A 14,762-nucleotide genomic window follows, 5' to 3' on the forward strand; every position below is an offset into this window, starting at 1 on the left:
TCAGAGGATAAACCGCGACAGGTCTTCGTCCTGGCTCAACTCACCCAGCTGGCTGTCGACGTAAGCCGCATCGATGGTCACCGTCTTGCCGGCGTCCCCGGCGTCGAAGGAAATTTCCTCCAGCAGGCGCTCCAGTACCGTATGCAGTCGCCGCGCACCGATATTCTCGGTGGTCTCGTTGACCTGGAAGGCCACCTCGGCGATACGCTGGATACCGTCCTCGGTAAATTCGAGGTCCAGGCCCTCGGTGGCCAGCAGTGCCTTTTGCTGCTCGGTGAGCGAGGCGGACGGCTCGGTGAGGATGCGCTGGAAATCGGCAGAGGTCAGCGAGTCCAGTTCCACCCGGATCGGCAGGCGGCCCTGCAGTTCCGGGATCAGGTCGGACGGCTTCGACAGGTGGAAGGCGCCCGAGGCGATAAACAGGATATGATCGGTGCGGATCATGCCGTGCTTGGTGGTGATGGTGCTGCCCTCGATCAGCGGCAGCAGGTCGCGCTGCACCCCCTCGCGGGAGACATCCGCACCACCGCTCTCCTGGCGCTTGGCCACCTTGTCGATCTCATCGAGGAAGACGATCCCGTTCTGTTCCGCCGCCTCGATGGCGCGGTTCTTGATGTCCTCGTCGTTGATCAGCTTGGCCGCCTCTTCATCCGTCAGCTGCTTCATGGCCTGCTTGACCGTCAGCTTGCGCTTCTTGGTCTTGCCCTGGGACATATTGGAGAACATGCCCTGCAGCTGGTTGGTCATTTCCTCCATGCCCGGGGGCGCCATGATCTCCACCCCCATGGGCGCGGCCGAGATTTCCACCTCGATCTCTTTCTCGTCCAGCTGGCCCTCACGCAGTTTCTTGCGGAACATCTGCCGGGTGCTGTTATCACCCCGCTCGGCAGGATCGGTGCTGCGCGCCGGGGGCAACAGGGCGTCGAGGACGCGATCCTCGGCGGCATCCATGGCGCGCTGCTGTACTGCCTCCATGGCCTTCTCGCGCTCGAGCTTCACCGCCATTTCCACCAGGTCGCGGACAATGGATTCTACGTCACGCCCCACGTAACCCACCTCGGTGAACTTGGTGGCCTCCACCTTGATAAAGGGCGCGCCGGCAAGCTTGGCCAGGCGGCGGGCGATCTCCGTCTTGCCGACACCGGTGGGGCCGATCATGAGGATATTCTTCGGCGTGATTTCCGGGCGCAACTCCTCGGCCACCTGCATACGGCGCCAGCGATTGCGCAGCGCGATGGCCACGGCGCGCTTGGCCTCTTTCTGGCCGACGATATGGCGGTCGAGTTCGTGGACAATCTCTCTGGGGGTCATCTGGGACTGGGACATTGGGATTCCTGCAAATTCTGTATTGGGGCCGCCAGCTGCCTGGCGGGCGCCTGGTGCGGACATCCGCCACAGCAGGCGTCTCAGCGCCACTCAGGGAGAGTGGCGCAGCACTCAGTAGTTCAGTTCTTCGATGGTGTGGTTCTGGTTGGTGTAGACACAGATATCACCGGCAATTTTCAGGCCCTGCTCGACAATGCTGCGGGCATCCATGTCGGTGTTGTCCAGCAGTGCGCGGGCAGCGGACTGGGCAAACGGACCGCCGGAACCGATGGCGATCAGGTCGTCTTCCGGCTGGATGACATCGCCGTTGCCGGTCACGATCAGGCTGGCGGTCTCGTCGGCCACCGCCAGCAGGGCCTCGAGCCGGCGCAGGGCGCGATCGGTGCGCCAGTCCTTGGCCAGCTCCACCGCGGCGCGGGTCAGCTGGCCCCCGTGGGCCTCCAGCTTGGCCTCGAAGCGTTCGAACAGCGTGAAGGCGTCGGCGGTGCCACCGGCAAAGCCAGCGATCACCTTGTCCTTGTACAGACGGCGCACCTTGCGCGCATTGCCTTTCATGACGGTGTTGCCCATGGACACCTGGCCGTCGCCGCCGATAACAACCTTGCCATTGCGACGAACGGAGAGGATGGTGGTTCCGCGATACTGTTCCAAGGGAGTACCTCTTGAATCTGGGGATCTGATCGCAGGAGCGGCCGCTGGCCGCGATTGCCGGGTCTTACCAAACCTGATCGCGGCCCGCGGCCACTCCTGCGTGGATATTCATTGCTCAATGGTAAGTGTGGTCGGCGGTGGGCTTTTTCAATACGGGACCGTTAAAATGCGGCCACGCTGTAACGGGAGCCAGGGGCCCTCTGAGTGACTCCATCCCCGTCCGGAGGGGCTTTCAGAGCGTTCCATACGCCGCGTTATGGCCTGATAGATGGAAGGTCTCGCCTGCGCGGGCCGCGCCTTGATTCTAAACCGGTCTGCCAGCCAGATTGGCCATGGAGTTATCCAGAGGTTCCCACTGTGCCAAACCTGCCCCCACGCCTTTATACCCCGGTGTTCGCGCTGTTCATGAGTTGCATGATGTCGCTGCTGATGTCGGGGATCATCACTTTTATCAATACCGGGATGGACGCGGGGTTCCCGCTGCGCTGGCTGCGCGCCTTCCTGGTCGCCTGGGCGGTGGCCTTCCCGCTGGTGTCGCTGATCGCCCCGCTGGCCCATTGGCTGACCCGCAAGCTGGTCAGGCGGGCGGAACTGTAGCGCGCTTTGCCGTCCTCAGCCGGCGTTGCCGGGGCGCTTGAGTACCAGCGGCATCAGCTCGTGCTCTGAGACGAGGATCTCCCGGGCCTTGGCGACCCGCGACTGGCTCTGGTAGGGGCCGATCAGTACCCGGTGCCAGGTGCCGCGGCTGTCGGTGGCCTTCTCCACCTTCACATCCAGGTTGGACAGCACCAGCTGTGCGCGGAGTTTGTCGGCTTCGCTGGCATCACGGAAAGACGCGGCCTGGAGGATATACACCAGCTCCGGGTCCGCCGCCTGCCGCTCGTCCCGCACGGCGATCTCGCGGGGAGGTTCCTCCCTGTCATCATCGGCTTTCGGGGCCCGTTCGGGACGGATCAGCTTCTTGGTCTTCGGCGGCGGGACCGCCACCTCGTTTTCCTTCAGCAGGGTGTAAAAATCGAACTTGGGCGAGCGCCCCTCATCCGCGGCCTGCTCCGAGACCGGCGCATCCTGGCGCCCGGGGGCAGCGCCGGCACCACCCTTGTCGAGGCTATTAAGGAAAATGATGAACACCGCGAATCCGCCGACAAAGTTGCCCAGAACGAACCAGACCCAGGCGGGCTTGCTGGCGGGGCTGTTGCGGCGGCTGGCATTGCGGCGGCTCATCTCGGTGCAATTCCTTTTCTTATCGGTGTGACGTACAGCAAATTGTAACGCTTAATGCTTCGCCGGGGCACATGGCGCCGGCAGTATTTGGTCAGGACAATTCCTGCGCGTCCATATCGACCGCCCAGCGCAGGCGACGGTTCCGGTTGCCCTCGGCCCACTGGCACAGCCGCGCCAGCAGGGGCTGCAGCTGCCCGCGCTGTTCCGCGGTCACCTGCAGGTAAAAGCGGTAGCGTCCGGATTTTCGCTCCAGCAGTGCAGGTACCGGCCCCAGGTACTGGATCTGCGGCGATGACGGGGCCATCGCCTCCAGGTGGCCACGCGCCTCCTCCAGGAACGCCTCGGCCCAGCGCGGCTCCTCGCACTCCGCCCGCACCAGCGCCATGGCGCGCAACGGCGGCAGCTGCGCCGCGGTGCGCTCGCGCAACAGCTGGCGGGCGAAGGCACCATAGCCCTTTTCCAGCAACAGCTGCAGCAGCGGGTGCTCGGGGAAGCGGCTCTGCACCAGCACCCGTCCGGCCAGCTCGCCGCGACCGGCGCGGCCCGCCACCTGCTCCAGCAGTTGGCCGGTGCGTTCCGGCGCGCGGAAGTCGGCACTGAACAGGCCGCCGTCGGCATCCTGGATCACCACCAGGGTGACCCGCGGCAGGTGGTGACCCTTGGCCAGCATCTGGGTGCCCAGCAGCAGGCAGGGTTCGCCGGCCCGGGCCGGCGCCAGCAGGCGGTCGAGCGCCTGCTTGCTGGCGGTAGTGTCGCGGTCGACGCGAATCACCGGAAAATCGGCGAAGCGGCCCGCCAGCAGTTCCTCGCTCCGCTCGGTGCCGCCGCCCAGGGCGCTGAGCGAACGGCTGTGGCACTGCGGACAGCTGTCCACCAGCGGCCGCCGGTAGTCGCAGTGATGGCAGCGCAGCTGGCGCTGGCGCCGGTGCAGGGTCAGCTTGCTGGAACAGTGCGGGCAGTCCGCCAGCCAGCCGCAGTCGTCGCAGGTGAGGGCGGGGGCAAAGCCGCGGCGGTTGATGAAGACCAGCGCCTGCTCACCACGGGCCAGAGTATCGCCGATATGGCGCAGCACCTGCGGCGCGAAGCCCTCCTCCAGCTGCTGGCCCAGGGTCGGCACCACATGGATTTGCGGCGGCTTCGCATCACCGGCGCGGCGGCGCAGGCGCAGGTGCTGGTAGCGGCCGCTGAGGGCATTGTGCAGGCTTTCCAGCGAGGGCGTGGCCGAGCCCAGCAGCACCGGCACGCCGGCGTTGCGAGCCAGCACCACGGCCAGGTCGCGGGCGGAATAGCGCACCCCGTCCTGCTGCTTGAAGGAGGCGTCGTGCTCCTCATCCACCAGCACCACACCGGGGCGCGGCAGGGGGGTGAGGATGGCGGAGCGGGTGCCGATCACGATATCCGCCTGCCCCGAGGCGGCCGCCAGCCAGGCCCGCGCCCGCTCACCATCGGCCAAGCCGGAATGCAGCGCGGCGATAGTGTGTTCGGGAAAGCGCGCCGCGATGCGGCGCAGGGTCTGCGGGGTGAGGCCGATTTCCGGTACCAGCAGCAGGGCCTGCTGCCCGCGGTCGAGGGCGCGCTGCATCAGGCGCAGGTAGACCTCGGTCTTGCCACTGCCGGTGGTACCCTCGAGCAGCGACGCGGAGAAGCCTTCTCCGGGCACCGCAGCCAGCACCTGCTGCTGTTCCTCGTTGAGTTGCGGCGGCACGGCGGGTTCAGCGGCAGGGATCGGGGGCGGTACCGTGGGTCCGGATTGCCACTCCGCCAGCCCCCGGTCCACCAGCGCGCGTGTGGCGGTGGTCGGGTGCCCCAGTTCTTTCAGCCGGGTGCGGCTGTGGCGGCCGTGCTCCAGCAACAGTTGCCGCAGGGCCTGCTGCTTGGGCGCCCGGGCCAGGGCGGAGTGCGGCAGGCCCTTGCCCTCGGTGGTGAGCTGCAGCCACTGTTCGGCCCAGTGATCCGCCGGCCTGCCCTTGCGCAGGGCCACGGGCAGGGCAGCGGCATACAGCTCACCCGCCGGCGCCTGATAATAGTCAGCCGCCCAGCGCAGGAAGGCGCGGCTGCGGTCGTCGAACAGGGGACGCTTATCGATCAGCTCCAGTGCCGGCTTGAGCTCCGACAGCGGCGACTCAGCCACGATGTCCACCAGCACCGCCACCAGCTTGCGGCCACCGAAGGGCACCCAGATACGCTGGCCGGGCACCAGTTGTGCCGGATCCGTATCCGCCGGCGGCAGGTAGTCGAAAAGGCGCCGCAGGGGGACCGGGACTGCCAGCCGCAGGATGACCGCTTGTCCGCCGTTTGTCGCCAAATTGCCCCCCGCTCACGTTACTGCCTGTGCAAGCGCGGCATGATAGCGCACCTGGACTACCGCCTGCCTGCCCCTGTCGCAGCCTGTCCCGCCGGTCACCTGCGGCTTTCGATAGCACAGTCGCCAGTGGCGGGGCCTGCGAGGCGATTTTGCTTGAACCGGCCGGCTAATCTGATTAGTATGCGCCGACTTTTTAAGCAGCCCGGAACTCCCGCAGTTCCTACACCAACGACGACTCCGTGCTCGGCAACAGACCGGGTGGCGGACTCGAGCAGAGGCCATCATGAAAGCAGATATCCATCCGAACTACACCGATGTGACCGCCACCTGTTCCTGCGGCAACAGCATCAAGACCCGCTCTACCCTGGCCAAGGACATCCAGCTGGACGTGTGCTCCCAGTGCCACCCGTTCTACACCGGCAAGCAGCGCGAAGCGACCACCGGTGGCCGCGTAGACCGCTTCAAGAAGCGTTTCGGCAGCCGCATCGCCAAGTAAGCGCGTCCCGCAGCGCCGCTGCCATGAACAACGGCGAATACTGCAGAAAAAGGGCACCCCGGATTATCCGCGGTGCCTTTTTTTGTGTCCTCGCGCTGGTGCTGCCGCCGGCCTGGGCGGATTGCGTGGTGGGACCCGCCGATGAGCTGGTGACCCTCGAACGGGCACACGATGGCGATACCCTGTTGCTGGAGGATGGCCGCAGCGTGCGCCTGATCGGTGTCAACGCGCCGGAGATGCCCCGCAACGGCAAGCCCGGTGAGCCCCTCGCCCTGGAGGCGACGGATTTTACCGAGCGCTTCCTCGATGGCGGTGATGTAGAACTGGTCTACGACCGCGATCGGCGTGACCGCTACGGCCGGGTGCTGGCCCACGTCTACAACCACCGCGGCGAGAGCCTCGAATCCGCACTGCTGTCCTCCGGGCTCGCGTTCCATATCGCCATCGCGCCCAACCTGGCCCTGGCGGAATGCCTCGCCACTCGCGAGGAAAGGGCACGCCTCGCCGGCCGCGGCATCTGGGCCCCGGGCACCTGGCCGGTGGTGCAGGCCGCGGACATACAGCCCGGTGACGGCGGTTTCGTGCTGTTGCGGGGACGGGTGGAGGAGGTGGACCGCAACCGCTACCTCTGGCTGGAGCTGGACGGGCCGGTGGCGCTGCGGCTGGACGCCGACCGCGATTATGGACAAACCGTGCGGCGCGATTGGCAAGGTCGCGAAATAGAAGTAAAAGGCTGGCTGGTGGACCGGGGCACGAAATATTTATCCCGATTTCCGCAAAATAAACGCTGGCTTATTGCTGTGGACTCCGAATTTACCATCAGAATTAGTAGGAATTAGCGTCCACCTCCGCTCGCCGGCCTTGTGGCCCCTGACCCGACTCGGTTATTCTCTGCGCCCCCGCGGTAAACCGGTCGCCACTTAGCGGGTTAGCGACCACTGACTCGAGAGAATTACCCACAATGAAGGATGCGAAGGAAGCATTGCGCCAGGCAGCGCTCGATTACCACGCGTTGCCGACCCCGGGCAAGCTGTCGGTAGAACTCACTACACCGGCACAGACCCAGGAAGACCTGTCCCTGGCCTACAGCCCCGGCGTCGCCGAGCCGGTGCGCGAGATCGCCCGCGACCCGGACGCCGCCTACCAGTACACCGGCAAGGGCAACCTGGTGGCGGTCATCTCCAATGGCAGCGCCATCCTGGGATTGGGCAACCTGGGGCCGCTGGCCTCGAAACCGGTCATGGAAGGAAAGTCCCTGCTGTTCAAGCGCTTTGCCGATATCAACTCGGTGGATATCGAGGTGGAAGCCAAGAGCCCGGAGCGCTTTATCGAAACGGTCAGCGCCATCGCCAACACCTTTGGCGGCATCAACTTGGAAGACATCAAGGCGCCGGAGTGCTTCCATATCGAGGAAGCGTTGATCGAGCGCTGCCCAGTTCCCGTGTTCCATGACGACCAGCACGGCACCGCCATCGTGACCGTGGCGGGGATGCTCAACGCCCTGGAGATCCAGGGCAAGAAAATCGAGGACGTGCGCATGGTGTGCCTGGGTGCCGGCGCTGCCGCCACCGCCTGCTGCAAGCTGCTGCTGGCCGCCGGGGCCAAGAAAGAGCAGATCACCATGCTCGACAGCCGCGGGGTTATCCACTCCGGCCGCACCGACATCAACGCCTACAAGGGCGAATGGGCGCGGGATACCGAGATGCGCACCCTGGACGACGCCATCGAGGGCGCCGACGTATTCCTGGGCGTGTCCGGACCGGACCTGCTGTCCGCCGAGCAGCTCAGGCGCATGGCCCCGCAGCCGGTGGTGTTCGCCTGTTCCAACCCCAGCCCGGAAATCGCCCCGGAGCTGGCCCACAGCGTGCGCGACGACCTGATCATGGCCACCGGCCGCTCCGACTACCCGAACCAGGTCAACAATGTACTCTGCTTCCCGTTCATCTTCCGCGGCGCCCTGGACGTCCGCGCCGTGCGGATCAACGAGGACATGAAGCTGGCGGCCATCGAGGCCATCCGCAAGATCGCCCACCTGCCGGTGCCCGACGCCGTGCGCGAAGGCTACGGTGGCATCGAGCTGGGCCTGGGCCCCGACTATATCCTGCCCAAGCCCACCGATCCCCGGCTGCTGCCGGAAGTGGCGGCAGCAGTGGCACGGGCGGCGGTGGACAGCGGCGCGGCCCGACTGCCGTACCCGGATCACTATCCGCTCGAGGCAATTTAGGCCACCGCCCCGCCGGGCAGGGCTGCTCTCCTGCGACAGCCGCCCGGCATGGGGGCCGCCCGGTTCTTGACCCGGCTCCCTCCATCGCTACACTGCCCGTCTGTGCATAAGCAAAGATGTCCTTCCGCATGAGCCATGTCTACGTGCTGACCAACCAGCACCAGCGATTCCTGAGCAAGAGTAACGAGTGGATCGACGGTCGCGACGCCGGCAAGCTGTTCCGCAGCGAGCACAAGGACGTCGCCATCAACCAGATGTTCGAGGCCAACACCCGCGATGTCAGCCTGCGCATCGAGCTGCTGCAGTGCAATCTGAACACCAAGGGACAGCCCCAGGTGCCCGCCGAAGCGCTGGGTGAGCCGGAGATCGAGCCCGGCACGCCGCCAGAGACGCCGCCGGAACAGAACCCGGAAATCATCCCCGAGCCGACCCCGGAGATAGAACCCGGTGAGCCGCCGGAAATCACCCCGGAGGAGCCACCGGAAATCGAGCCGGAACAGCCCGGTGAGGACGCGGTGAAGTCCGGATCGGCCCTCTGATTCACAGGCGGCAAAAACCCAATCCTTGAGAATTCCGGCGCCGGGCCCCATATCGCCTGAAGCGCTGGCGGCCGCTGCACCGGTCGGCGGTTTTCCAACGGCAGTCCAGAGGCATAGCCAGCCTCAGTAAGGAGATTCGAGTGCCCAATTACCTGGCCGCACTGGCCCAGCCGCAGACGCTGCAACTGCTGAAGGGCATTCGCCGCGGTGTCGAGAAAGAGAGCCTGCGGGTGAATCCCGACGGCACCCTGGCACTCACCCCACATCCGGCCGCACTTGGCTCGGCCCTGACCCACGACCTGATCACCACGGATTTTTCCGAAGCGCTGCTGGAGTTCATCACGCCACCAGTTGCCACCCCGGAAGAGGTGCTGGAAACCCTGGACCAGATCCATCGCTACACCTACGGCGAAATCGGTGACGAGCGGCTGTGGGTCAGCAGTATGCCCTGTGTGCTGGGAGAGGATGAGGATATCCCGGTGGCGCTCTACGGCAGCTCCCACAGCGGTAGCATGAAAACCATCTACCGGCTGGGGCTGGGCCTGCGCTACGGGCGTGCCATGCAAACCATCGCCGGTGTCCATTACAACTTTTCCCTGCCGGAGTCATTCTGGCAGTGGCTGCACGAACGCGAGGGCAGCAGCGAGGACCTTGGCGACTTCAAGACCCGCCGCTACTTCGACCTGATCCGCAATTTCCGCCGGCACTGCTGGCTGCTGATCTACCTGTTCGGCGCCGCGCCGGCAGTATGCGCTTCGTTCGTCGAGGGCCGCGACCACGCGCTGGTTCCCTTCGACGGCAACCCGAAAAGCCTGTATGCCCCCCACGCCACCTCCCTGCGCATGGGCGACCTGGGCTACAACAGTGAAGCGCAGCAGTCGCTGATCGTCTGCTACAACGACCTGCCCAGCTACCTGTCCACGCTCTGCGCGGCCATCAGCAAGCCCTACCCGCCGTATCACGAGCTGGGCGTAAAGGATGCCAGCGGCAACTACCAGCAGTTGTCCACCGGGCTGCTGCAGATTGAAAACGAGTTCTACTCATCCATCCGCCCCAAGAACCCCGCCCGCATGGGGGAAACCGCGCTGTCGGCACTGGACAACCGCGGGGTGGAGTATATCGAGGTGCGCTGCCTGGACCTGAACCCGTTCGAGCCGCTGGGCATGGGCGCGCAGCAGATGCGCTTCCTGGACTGTTTCCTGCTGCATTGCCTGCTGGAAGACAGCCCCAAGACCGACGATGCCGATTACCGGGCCACACAGGAAAACCAGGACCGTATCGTCTATCGTGGCCGCGACCCGGAATTGAAACTGATCCACAATGGCGACGAGCGCCCACTGGTGGACTGGGCGGCGGAGCTGCTGGACGAGATGCTGCCGCTGGCAGAACTGCTCGACCGTGCGTGGGATGGCGATGACTTTGCCCGTGCGCTGGACGAACAGCAACAGAAAGTACGCGGCGAAACCCCCACTCCCGCCGCGCGGATGCTGGCGGAAATGCACGAACGCGGCCAGAGCTTCTTCGAGTGGGCCCAGGACAAGTCGGAACAGCACCGCCGCTATTTCCGCGAGCGCCCGCTGGAAGATACCCAGCGCGAGGAGTTTGCCCGCCAGGCCCGGGAATCTCTGCAGCGCCAGCAGGAAGTGGAAGCCGCCGATACCGGCACTTTCGAGGATTTCCTCGGTCAGTACTATGCCCAGTACACCTTTTGCCAGCGCTAGGCCTGTCGCCGGCACGCCCCGAGCACGCACTGCCGCACCCGGGCAGCCACTGACCCGACGCCAAGCCGGAATCTGCCATGAACTATCTCGCCCACCTGCTACTGTCCGGCCCCGACCCGGACTGGCGCCTGGGCGGATTGCTGGGGGATTTCGTCAAGGGTCCCCTGCGGGGTGAGCTACCTGCTGACATCGAGGCAGGCATTCGCCTGCACCGCCGCATCGATGCACTTTCCGATACCCACCCGGCCTACGTGGCCGCCCTGCAACGGCTGGGCCCGGAGTGGCGCCGCTATGGTGGTATCGTGCTGGATATCTGGTTCGACCACCTGCTCAGTCGCCAGTGGGAAGACTGGCACCAACATTCCCTCGACGATTTCTGTGACCAATGCTGGCGAGACTTCCACGCCCGCAGGCGGTATATTCCGCCCGGCGCCCAGCGCTTTATGCAGCGTGCAGAGGAACTTAGACTGCTGCAAAGCTACCCGGACCGCGATGTCATTGCCCGCACCCTGGAGCGCGTCGGCCAGCGCCTGCGGCGGCCGGTGGCATTACAGGCGGCGCTGCCCGCGTTGATCGCGGCGGAGGGGGCCCTGGAGCGCGACTTCAATCGGTTGTTCAGTGACTTGCTGCTCGATGCCCAGCGGTTTCGAGAAGATTTTTCAGGATTCGATAACAAATGAGCCTTCCCAACCCGCGTATTACGTTTTTGCTGGTTTTTCTCGCCGTCATTTTCCTGCTCGGCGCCGCTTTTTACCTGGAATATGTGCGCGGGCTGGAGCCCTGCCCGCTGTGTATCACCCAACGCGTCATGTTGCTGGGCGTGGGACTGGTATCCCTGCTCGCCTTCCTCCATAACCCGCAATTCATCGGTCGCCGTATCTACGGCTTGCTGGTCTCCCTCTGGGCCCTGGGCGGCCTGTACTTTTCCGCCCGCCAGCTCTGGTTGCAGAGCCTGCCGTCGGACCAGGTACCGGCCTGCGGTCCCGGCATCACCTATATGATCGATGCCTTTCCCTTTCTCGACGTGGTCAAGGTGCTGCTGACCGGTGACGGCAACTGCGCCGAAGTGCAGTGGACCATGCTCGGCCTGAGCATTCCCGCCTGGGCCGCAGTGGGATTTGTGGGCCTGGTCATTTTCGGTGCCTGGCAGGCGTTCCGCCGCCAGTAACAGCCCGTTCGCAATGGCCGCCGGCAACAGGCAGCAATCACTCACAGCACGCCGGGCCGGCGGCTGGCTGGCCGGGGCCGCCCTGTTACTGGCGGCCAACCTGGCGGGTAACTGGCTGCAGGCTGCGCTGGCCCTGCCGGTGCCCGGCGCGGTCCTCGGCATGCTGTCGCTGCTGCTGGGACTGCTGGTGTACGGCAGTGTGCCGCGGGGCCTGGCAGAGGTCAGCGGGGCGCTGCTGCGCCTGCTGGCACTGCTGTTCCTGCCCGCGGCCACCGGCCTGTTTTTCCTCGATGACCTGTCCCCGCTGGACTGGCTGGGACTGTTCGCAGCCACGGTATTCGGTACCCTGGCCAGCATCGCCCTGTGTGCGCTGTTGCTGAAAAAACTGTTGCGGCGCTACGCTCCCCCGGGCAGCGGGGAAGATCACCATGCCTGATTCCCTCGCCACCCTGCTCGTTCACCCCCTGTTTGTGCTGCCGCTGAATGTCGCCGGTTTCCTGGGCGGCTTGTGGCTGTACCGGCGCAGCGGGACAACGCTGCTACACCCGATCGTCGGCGCCAGCCTGCTGGTGGCCGGGATTCTCCATGCTCTCGGTATCGACTACGGCGATTACCAGCACGCCAGCGCTGCCCTGTACGCGCTGCTCGGCCCGGCGGTAGTGGCGCTGGCGGTGCCGCTCAAGCAGAACCTGGCGATTATCCGCCGTGCCGCCGTGCCGCTGACAGTGACCCTGTGCGTGGGTGCCGTGCTGGCGCCACTCGCCGGCGTCGGCCTGGCCCTGTTGATGGGTGCCTCGGGCCCGGTACTGGCTGCGCTTTCCGGCAAGGCAGTGACCACGCCCATCGCCCTCGCCATTGCCGGGCGGGTCGGGGCAGCGGAAAGCCTGACGGTGGGGATCGTGGTGTTCAGCGGCGTAGTGGGCGCGGTCCTGGGGCCGCCACTGATGCGGCGACTGGGCGCCGGCGATCCCCGTATTGTCGGCTTTGTGCTGGGTATCAATGCCCATGCCATCGGCACTGCCCGGGCGCTGGAAATCAGCGCCCTGTGCGGGGCCTTTGCCGCCCTCGCCATGGGCCTGTGCGGGGCCCTGACCGCGGTTTTACTGCCTCTGCTGGTGGGGGCGTGACACCACCGTCGTTCTGGCGCTGATTGCCGCCCACGCCTTGCCCGCGATAGCCGAATCTCCTATCTTGCATAGAGGTCCGCGGAGCGTAAAAGCAGGGCGGTAAAGCGTTATAAAAGGAAGCCTGAAATGCTGGAAAACTGTAAGTCGGCACGCGAACGTTGGGGCGGGGTCAGCGACATGATTGATCGCTGGTTGCACGCTCGCCAGGCACTACTGGTCCGTTTCTGTGGCCTGAGCGAAAACCGGGAAGTGCGGGACGGCGATGCCCAGACAGAGGAAGCAGTGCAGGAGCTGTGCCAGCTGCTGATGGACTATGTGTCCGCGGGGCACTTCGAGGTGTATGAACAGCTGATACTGGAAGGCAAGGCTTTCAATGACGATGCCGGGCTGGAAAAGTCCCGTGATCTCTACCGTAAGATCGACGCCACCACTGACGTGGCCGTGGACTTCAATGACAAGTACCTGGAAACGGACGATCTCAGCAGCCTGCCCACAGACCTCTCGCAGCTCGGCGAGGCACTGGAATCCCGCTTCAGTTCCGAGGACCAGATGATCGCGGTGCTGCATACGGCGCACAAGAACCAGCTGGCCTGAAGTATCCCGTGCCGGCGGCGCCGGGCACTGCCCGGCCGGAGCGCTTTGTGGTGCAGGGTCTCGGGAATAAAAAAAGGGCCGCTGTGAAGCGGCCCTTTTTTATTGCCATCGTTTTGTCACACCGGGCCTCCCGGCCCGGGCACAGGGAGTGGCTTACTCCTGCCCTTCCTGCGGAGCTTCTTCAGCGCCGGCCTCGTCGGCCGCTTCCGCCTCGTCAGCCTCTGGCTGCGCGGGCTGCGCCTCGCCGTCAGCCACATTTGCCTTGTGCAGCTCAACCTCAAAAATCAGGGTGGCATTGGGACCGATCAGGCCACCCGCACCACCGGGGCCATAGGCCAGGTCAGAGGGGATGTACAGCTCCCACTTGGCCCCTTCTTTCATCAGCTGCAGAGCCTCGGTCCAGCCCTTGATCACCCCACCGACCGGAAACTGTACCGGCTCACCACGAGCGTAGGAGCTGTCGAACTCGGTTCCGTCGATCAGGGTACCGCGGTAATCCACCTCAACGGTGCTGTCAGCAGACGGGGTATCGCCGCTGCCCTCGCGGACCACCTTGTATTGCAGGCCGGAATCGGTAGTGACAACGCCCTCTTTCTGCGCATTCTCTTCCAGGAAAGCCTTGCCCTCGGCCATGTTGGATTCTGCCTTGGCCTTGAACTCCTGCTCCTGCTTGGCCAGCATCTCCTGCTGCTTGGCCTGCATGTCCTCCTGGAATACAGCAATCACCTGCTGCTTCTCGTCGTCGCTCAGGCGGGAATCGCGGCCGGCGGCCACATCCTCGAGGGCCATTACAACAACCTGCGGATCCAGTTTTACATTCTGCGAGTCGAGCCGGCGGGCCATATCCTCGGCAATGATGTAACTGACTTTCTGCTCCTGGGATTCCAGTTTGATCTCTTTGGCCTGGCCGGAATCTTCCTTGTTACAGCCCGTCAGCATGACGCCCAGGGCAACCGCCGCAGCCAGTGGATATTTCTTCATAGGGTTGTCTCTTAAGTCTCTGGATGTATTTATTCGTGAGGTTCCCTCGGTACCGGCCTGGCCGGCCGGCTCCGGGATGCGGCCCAGTAGCCGTGACAACTCCGCTGCAAATGGAGCGATACCGGTCACAGCCCCCGCATGACGGCGTGTCAGCCGATGCCCAGCAAGTCTAACGCAACGTGACTACCGGTGCACACCGATGCCGTTCACATGTTCGAACACTGCCACAATCAGGCAGTTCCATCCGCTGGGAGAATTTTCCCGGCATAATCGGGCGCTTTTCCGCGGTTGCGGCATACAATTTTGAAAAAAACAGCGCTATTATCGTGGCACCTGCGGTTGCTTTGGATTGCTGAAAAGGTTTTGCTCCCCGGGCAACGCGCCAGTGCAAGTAACTGTGAATGCG

General features: G+C 64.8%; 16 protein-coding genes. 11 read left to right on the forward strand and 5 right to left on the reverse strand.

The genetic code is table 11. From position 1 onward, the window contains the following. Together hslU and hslV are read right to left on the reverse strand one after the other, a co-directional pair. Complete coding sequence (gene hslU / locus LVD11_RS12650) at positions 1–1,326, reverse strand: ATP-dependent protease ATPase subunit HslU (RefSeq protein ID WP_237059578.1); 1,326 nt, start codon at positions 1,324–1,326, stop codon at positions 1–3. Positions 1,327–1,437: 111 nt separating this feature from the next. Continuing rightward, the gene (gene hslV / locus LVD11_RS12655) at positions 1,438–1,977 is read right to left on the reverse strand and encodes an ATP-dependent protease subunit HslV (RefSeq protein WP_237059580.1); all 540 of its coding nucleotides are present in this window, start codon (positions 1,975–1,977) and stop codon (positions 1,438–1,440) included. Between the two features lie 357 nt (positions 1,978–2,334). Between hslV and LVD11_RS12660 the strand changes: the two genes are divergently transcribed. After that, the gene (locus LVD11_RS12660) at positions 2,335–2,574 is read left to right on the forward strand and encodes a DUF2798 domain-containing protein (RefSeq protein WP_237059582.1); all 240 of its coding nucleotides are present in this window, start codon (positions 2,335–2,337) and stop codon (positions 2,572–2,574) included. A gap of 15 nt (positions 2,575–2,589) precedes the next feature. On the opposite strand, the gene LVD11_RS12665 is transcribed toward LVD11_RS12660, so the two are convergent. Beyond that, a complete protein-coding gene (locus LVD11_RS12665) occupies positions 2,590–3,201 on the reverse strand; it encodes an SPOR domain-containing protein (RefSeq protein WP_237059586.1) in 612 nt (203 codons plus the stop codon). Between the two features lie 91 nt (positions 3,202–3,292). Further along, a complete protein-coding gene (locus LVD11_RS12670) occupies positions 3,293–5,506 on the reverse strand; it encodes a primosomal protein N' (protein WP_237059592.1) in 2,214 nt (737 codons plus the stop codon). Positions 5,507–5,789: 283 nt separating this feature from the next. On the opposite strand from LVD11_RS12670, the gene rpmE reads away from it, so the two are divergent. From rpmE to rsd, 10 genes are all read left to right on the forward strand, one after another. Beyond that, a complete protein-coding gene (gene rpmE / locus LVD11_RS12675; RefSeq protein ID WP_237059594.1) occupies positions 5,790–6,002 on the forward strand; it encodes a 50S ribosomal protein L31 in 213 nt (70 codons plus the stop codon). Between the two features lie 23 nt (positions 6,003–6,025). Continuing rightward, a complete protein-coding gene (locus LVD11_RS12680) occupies positions 6,026–6,841 on the forward strand; it encodes a thermonuclease family protein (protein WP_237059596.1) in 816 nt (271 codons plus the stop codon). A 122-nt stretch (positions 6,842–6,963) separates the two neighbouring features. Beyond that, entirely contained in the window at positions 6,964–8,226 is a 1,263-nt protein-coding gene (locus tag LVD11_RS12685; protein ID WP_237059598.1) for a malic enzyme-like NAD(P)-binding protein, read from the forward strand. 128 nt (positions 8,227–8,354) lie between these two features. Continuing rightward, entirely contained in the window at positions 8,355–8,765 is a 411-nt protein-coding gene (locus tag LVD11_RS12690; RefSeq protein ID WP_237059600.1) for a hypothetical protein, read from the forward strand. Between the two features lie 140 nt (positions 8,766–8,905). Next, positions 8,906–10,486, forward strand: coding sequence for a glutamate--cysteine ligase (gshA, locus tag LVD11_RS12695; RefSeq protein WP_237059602.1), 1,581 nt, complete (start codon positions 8,906–8,908; stop codon positions 10,484–10,486). Between the two features lie 77 nt (positions 10,487–10,563). Further along, positions 10,564–11,166, forward strand: a complete 603-nt coding sequence (locus tag LVD11_RS12700) for an acyl carrier protein phosphodiesterase (protein ID WP_237059604.1) — start codon at positions 10,564–10,566, stop codon at positions 11,164–11,166. Then, a complete protein-coding gene (locus tag LVD11_RS12705) occupies positions 11,163–11,654 on the forward strand; it encodes a disulfide bond formation protein B (protein ID WP_237059606.1) in 492 nt (163 codons plus the stop codon). The genes LVD11_RS12700 and LVD11_RS12705 overlap by 4 nt, the downstream gene beginning before the upstream one ends. After that, positions 11,626–12,090, forward strand: a complete 465-nt coding sequence (locus LVD11_RS12710; RefSeq protein ID WP_237059608.1) for a CidA/LrgA family protein — start codon at positions 11,626–11,628, stop codon at positions 12,088–12,090. Before LVD11_RS12705 ends, LVD11_RS12710 begins: the two co-directional genes overlap by 29 nt. Continuing rightward, positions 12,083–12,781 (forward strand): LrgB family protein, encoded by a 699-nt coding sequence (locus LVD11_RS12715; RefSeq protein ID WP_237059609.1) that lies wholly within the window; start codon positions 12,083–12,085, stop codon positions 12,779–12,781. Before LVD11_RS12710 ends, LVD11_RS12715 begins: the two co-directional genes overlap by 8 nt. Positions 12,782–12,907: 126 nt before the next feature. Then, positions 12,908–13,375, forward strand: a complete 468-nt coding sequence (gene rsd / locus LVD11_RS12720; RefSeq protein WP_237059610.1) for a sigma D regulator — start codon at positions 12,908–12,910, stop codon at positions 13,373–13,375. A gap of 153 nt (positions 13,376–13,528) precedes the next feature. Here the strand turns inward: rsd and bamJ are convergent, their stop codons facing one another. Further along, positions 13,529–14,356, reverse strand: a complete 828-nt coding sequence (bamJ, locus tag LVD11_RS12725) for a BamJ family beta-barrel-assembly machinery protein (RefSeq protein WP_237059611.1) — start codon at positions 14,354–14,356, stop codon at positions 13,529–13,531. Between the last annotated feature and the right edge of the window lie 406 nt (positions 14,357–14,762).

It is taken from the genome of Microbulbifer sediminum, from assembly GCF_021729035.1.
Classification (GTDB): Bacteria; Pseudomonadota; Gammaproteobacteria; order Pseudomonadales; family Cellvibrionaceae; genus Microbulbifer; species Microbulbifer sediminum.

Bases quoted from the DNA above. Each gene is read 5' to 3' on its own strand.
- hslU (WP_237059578.1), bottom strand. From the start codon at position 1,326: ATGTCCCAGTCCCAGATGACCCCCAGAGAGATTGTCCACGAACTCGAC.
- LVD11_RS12665 (WP_237059586.1), bottom strand. From the start codon at position 3,201: ATGAGCCGCCGCAATGCCAGCCGCCGCAACAGCCCCGCCAGCAAGCCC.
- rpmE (WP_237059594.1), top strand. From the start codon at position 5,790: ATGAAAGCAGATATCCATCCGAACTACACCGATGTGACCGCCACCTGT.
- LVD11_RS12680 (WP_237059596.1), top strand. From the start codon at position 6,026: ATGAACAACGGCGAATACTGCAGAAAAAGGGCACCCCGGATTATCCGC.
- LVD11_RS12685 (WP_237059598.1), top strand. From the start codon at position 6,964: ATGAAGGATGCGAAGGAAGCATTGCGCCAGGCAGCGCTCGATTACCAC.
- LVD11_RS12690 (WP_237059600.1), top strand. From the start codon at position 8,355: ATGAGCCATGTCTACGTGCTGACCAACCAGCACCAGCGATTCCTGAGC.
- LVD11_RS12700 (WP_237059604.1), top strand. From the start codon at position 10,564: ATGAACTATCTCGCCCACCTGCTACTGTCCGGCCCCGACCCGGACTGG.
- LVD11_RS12705 (WP_237059606.1), top strand. From the start codon at position 11,163: ATGAGCCTTCCCAACCCGCGTATTACGTTTTTGCTGGTTTTTCTCGCC.
- LVD11_RS12715 (WP_237059609.1), top strand. From the start codon at position 12,083: ATGCCTGATTCCCTCGCCACCCTGCTCGTTCACCCCCTGTTTGTGCTG.
- rsd (WP_237059610.1), top strand. From the start codon at position 12,908: ATGCTGGAAAACTGTAAGTCGGCACGCGAACGTTGGGGCGGGGTCAGC.
- bamJ (WP_237059611.1), bottom strand. From the start codon at position 14,356: ATGAAGAAATATCCACTGGCTGCGGCGGTTGCCCTGGGCGTCATGCTG.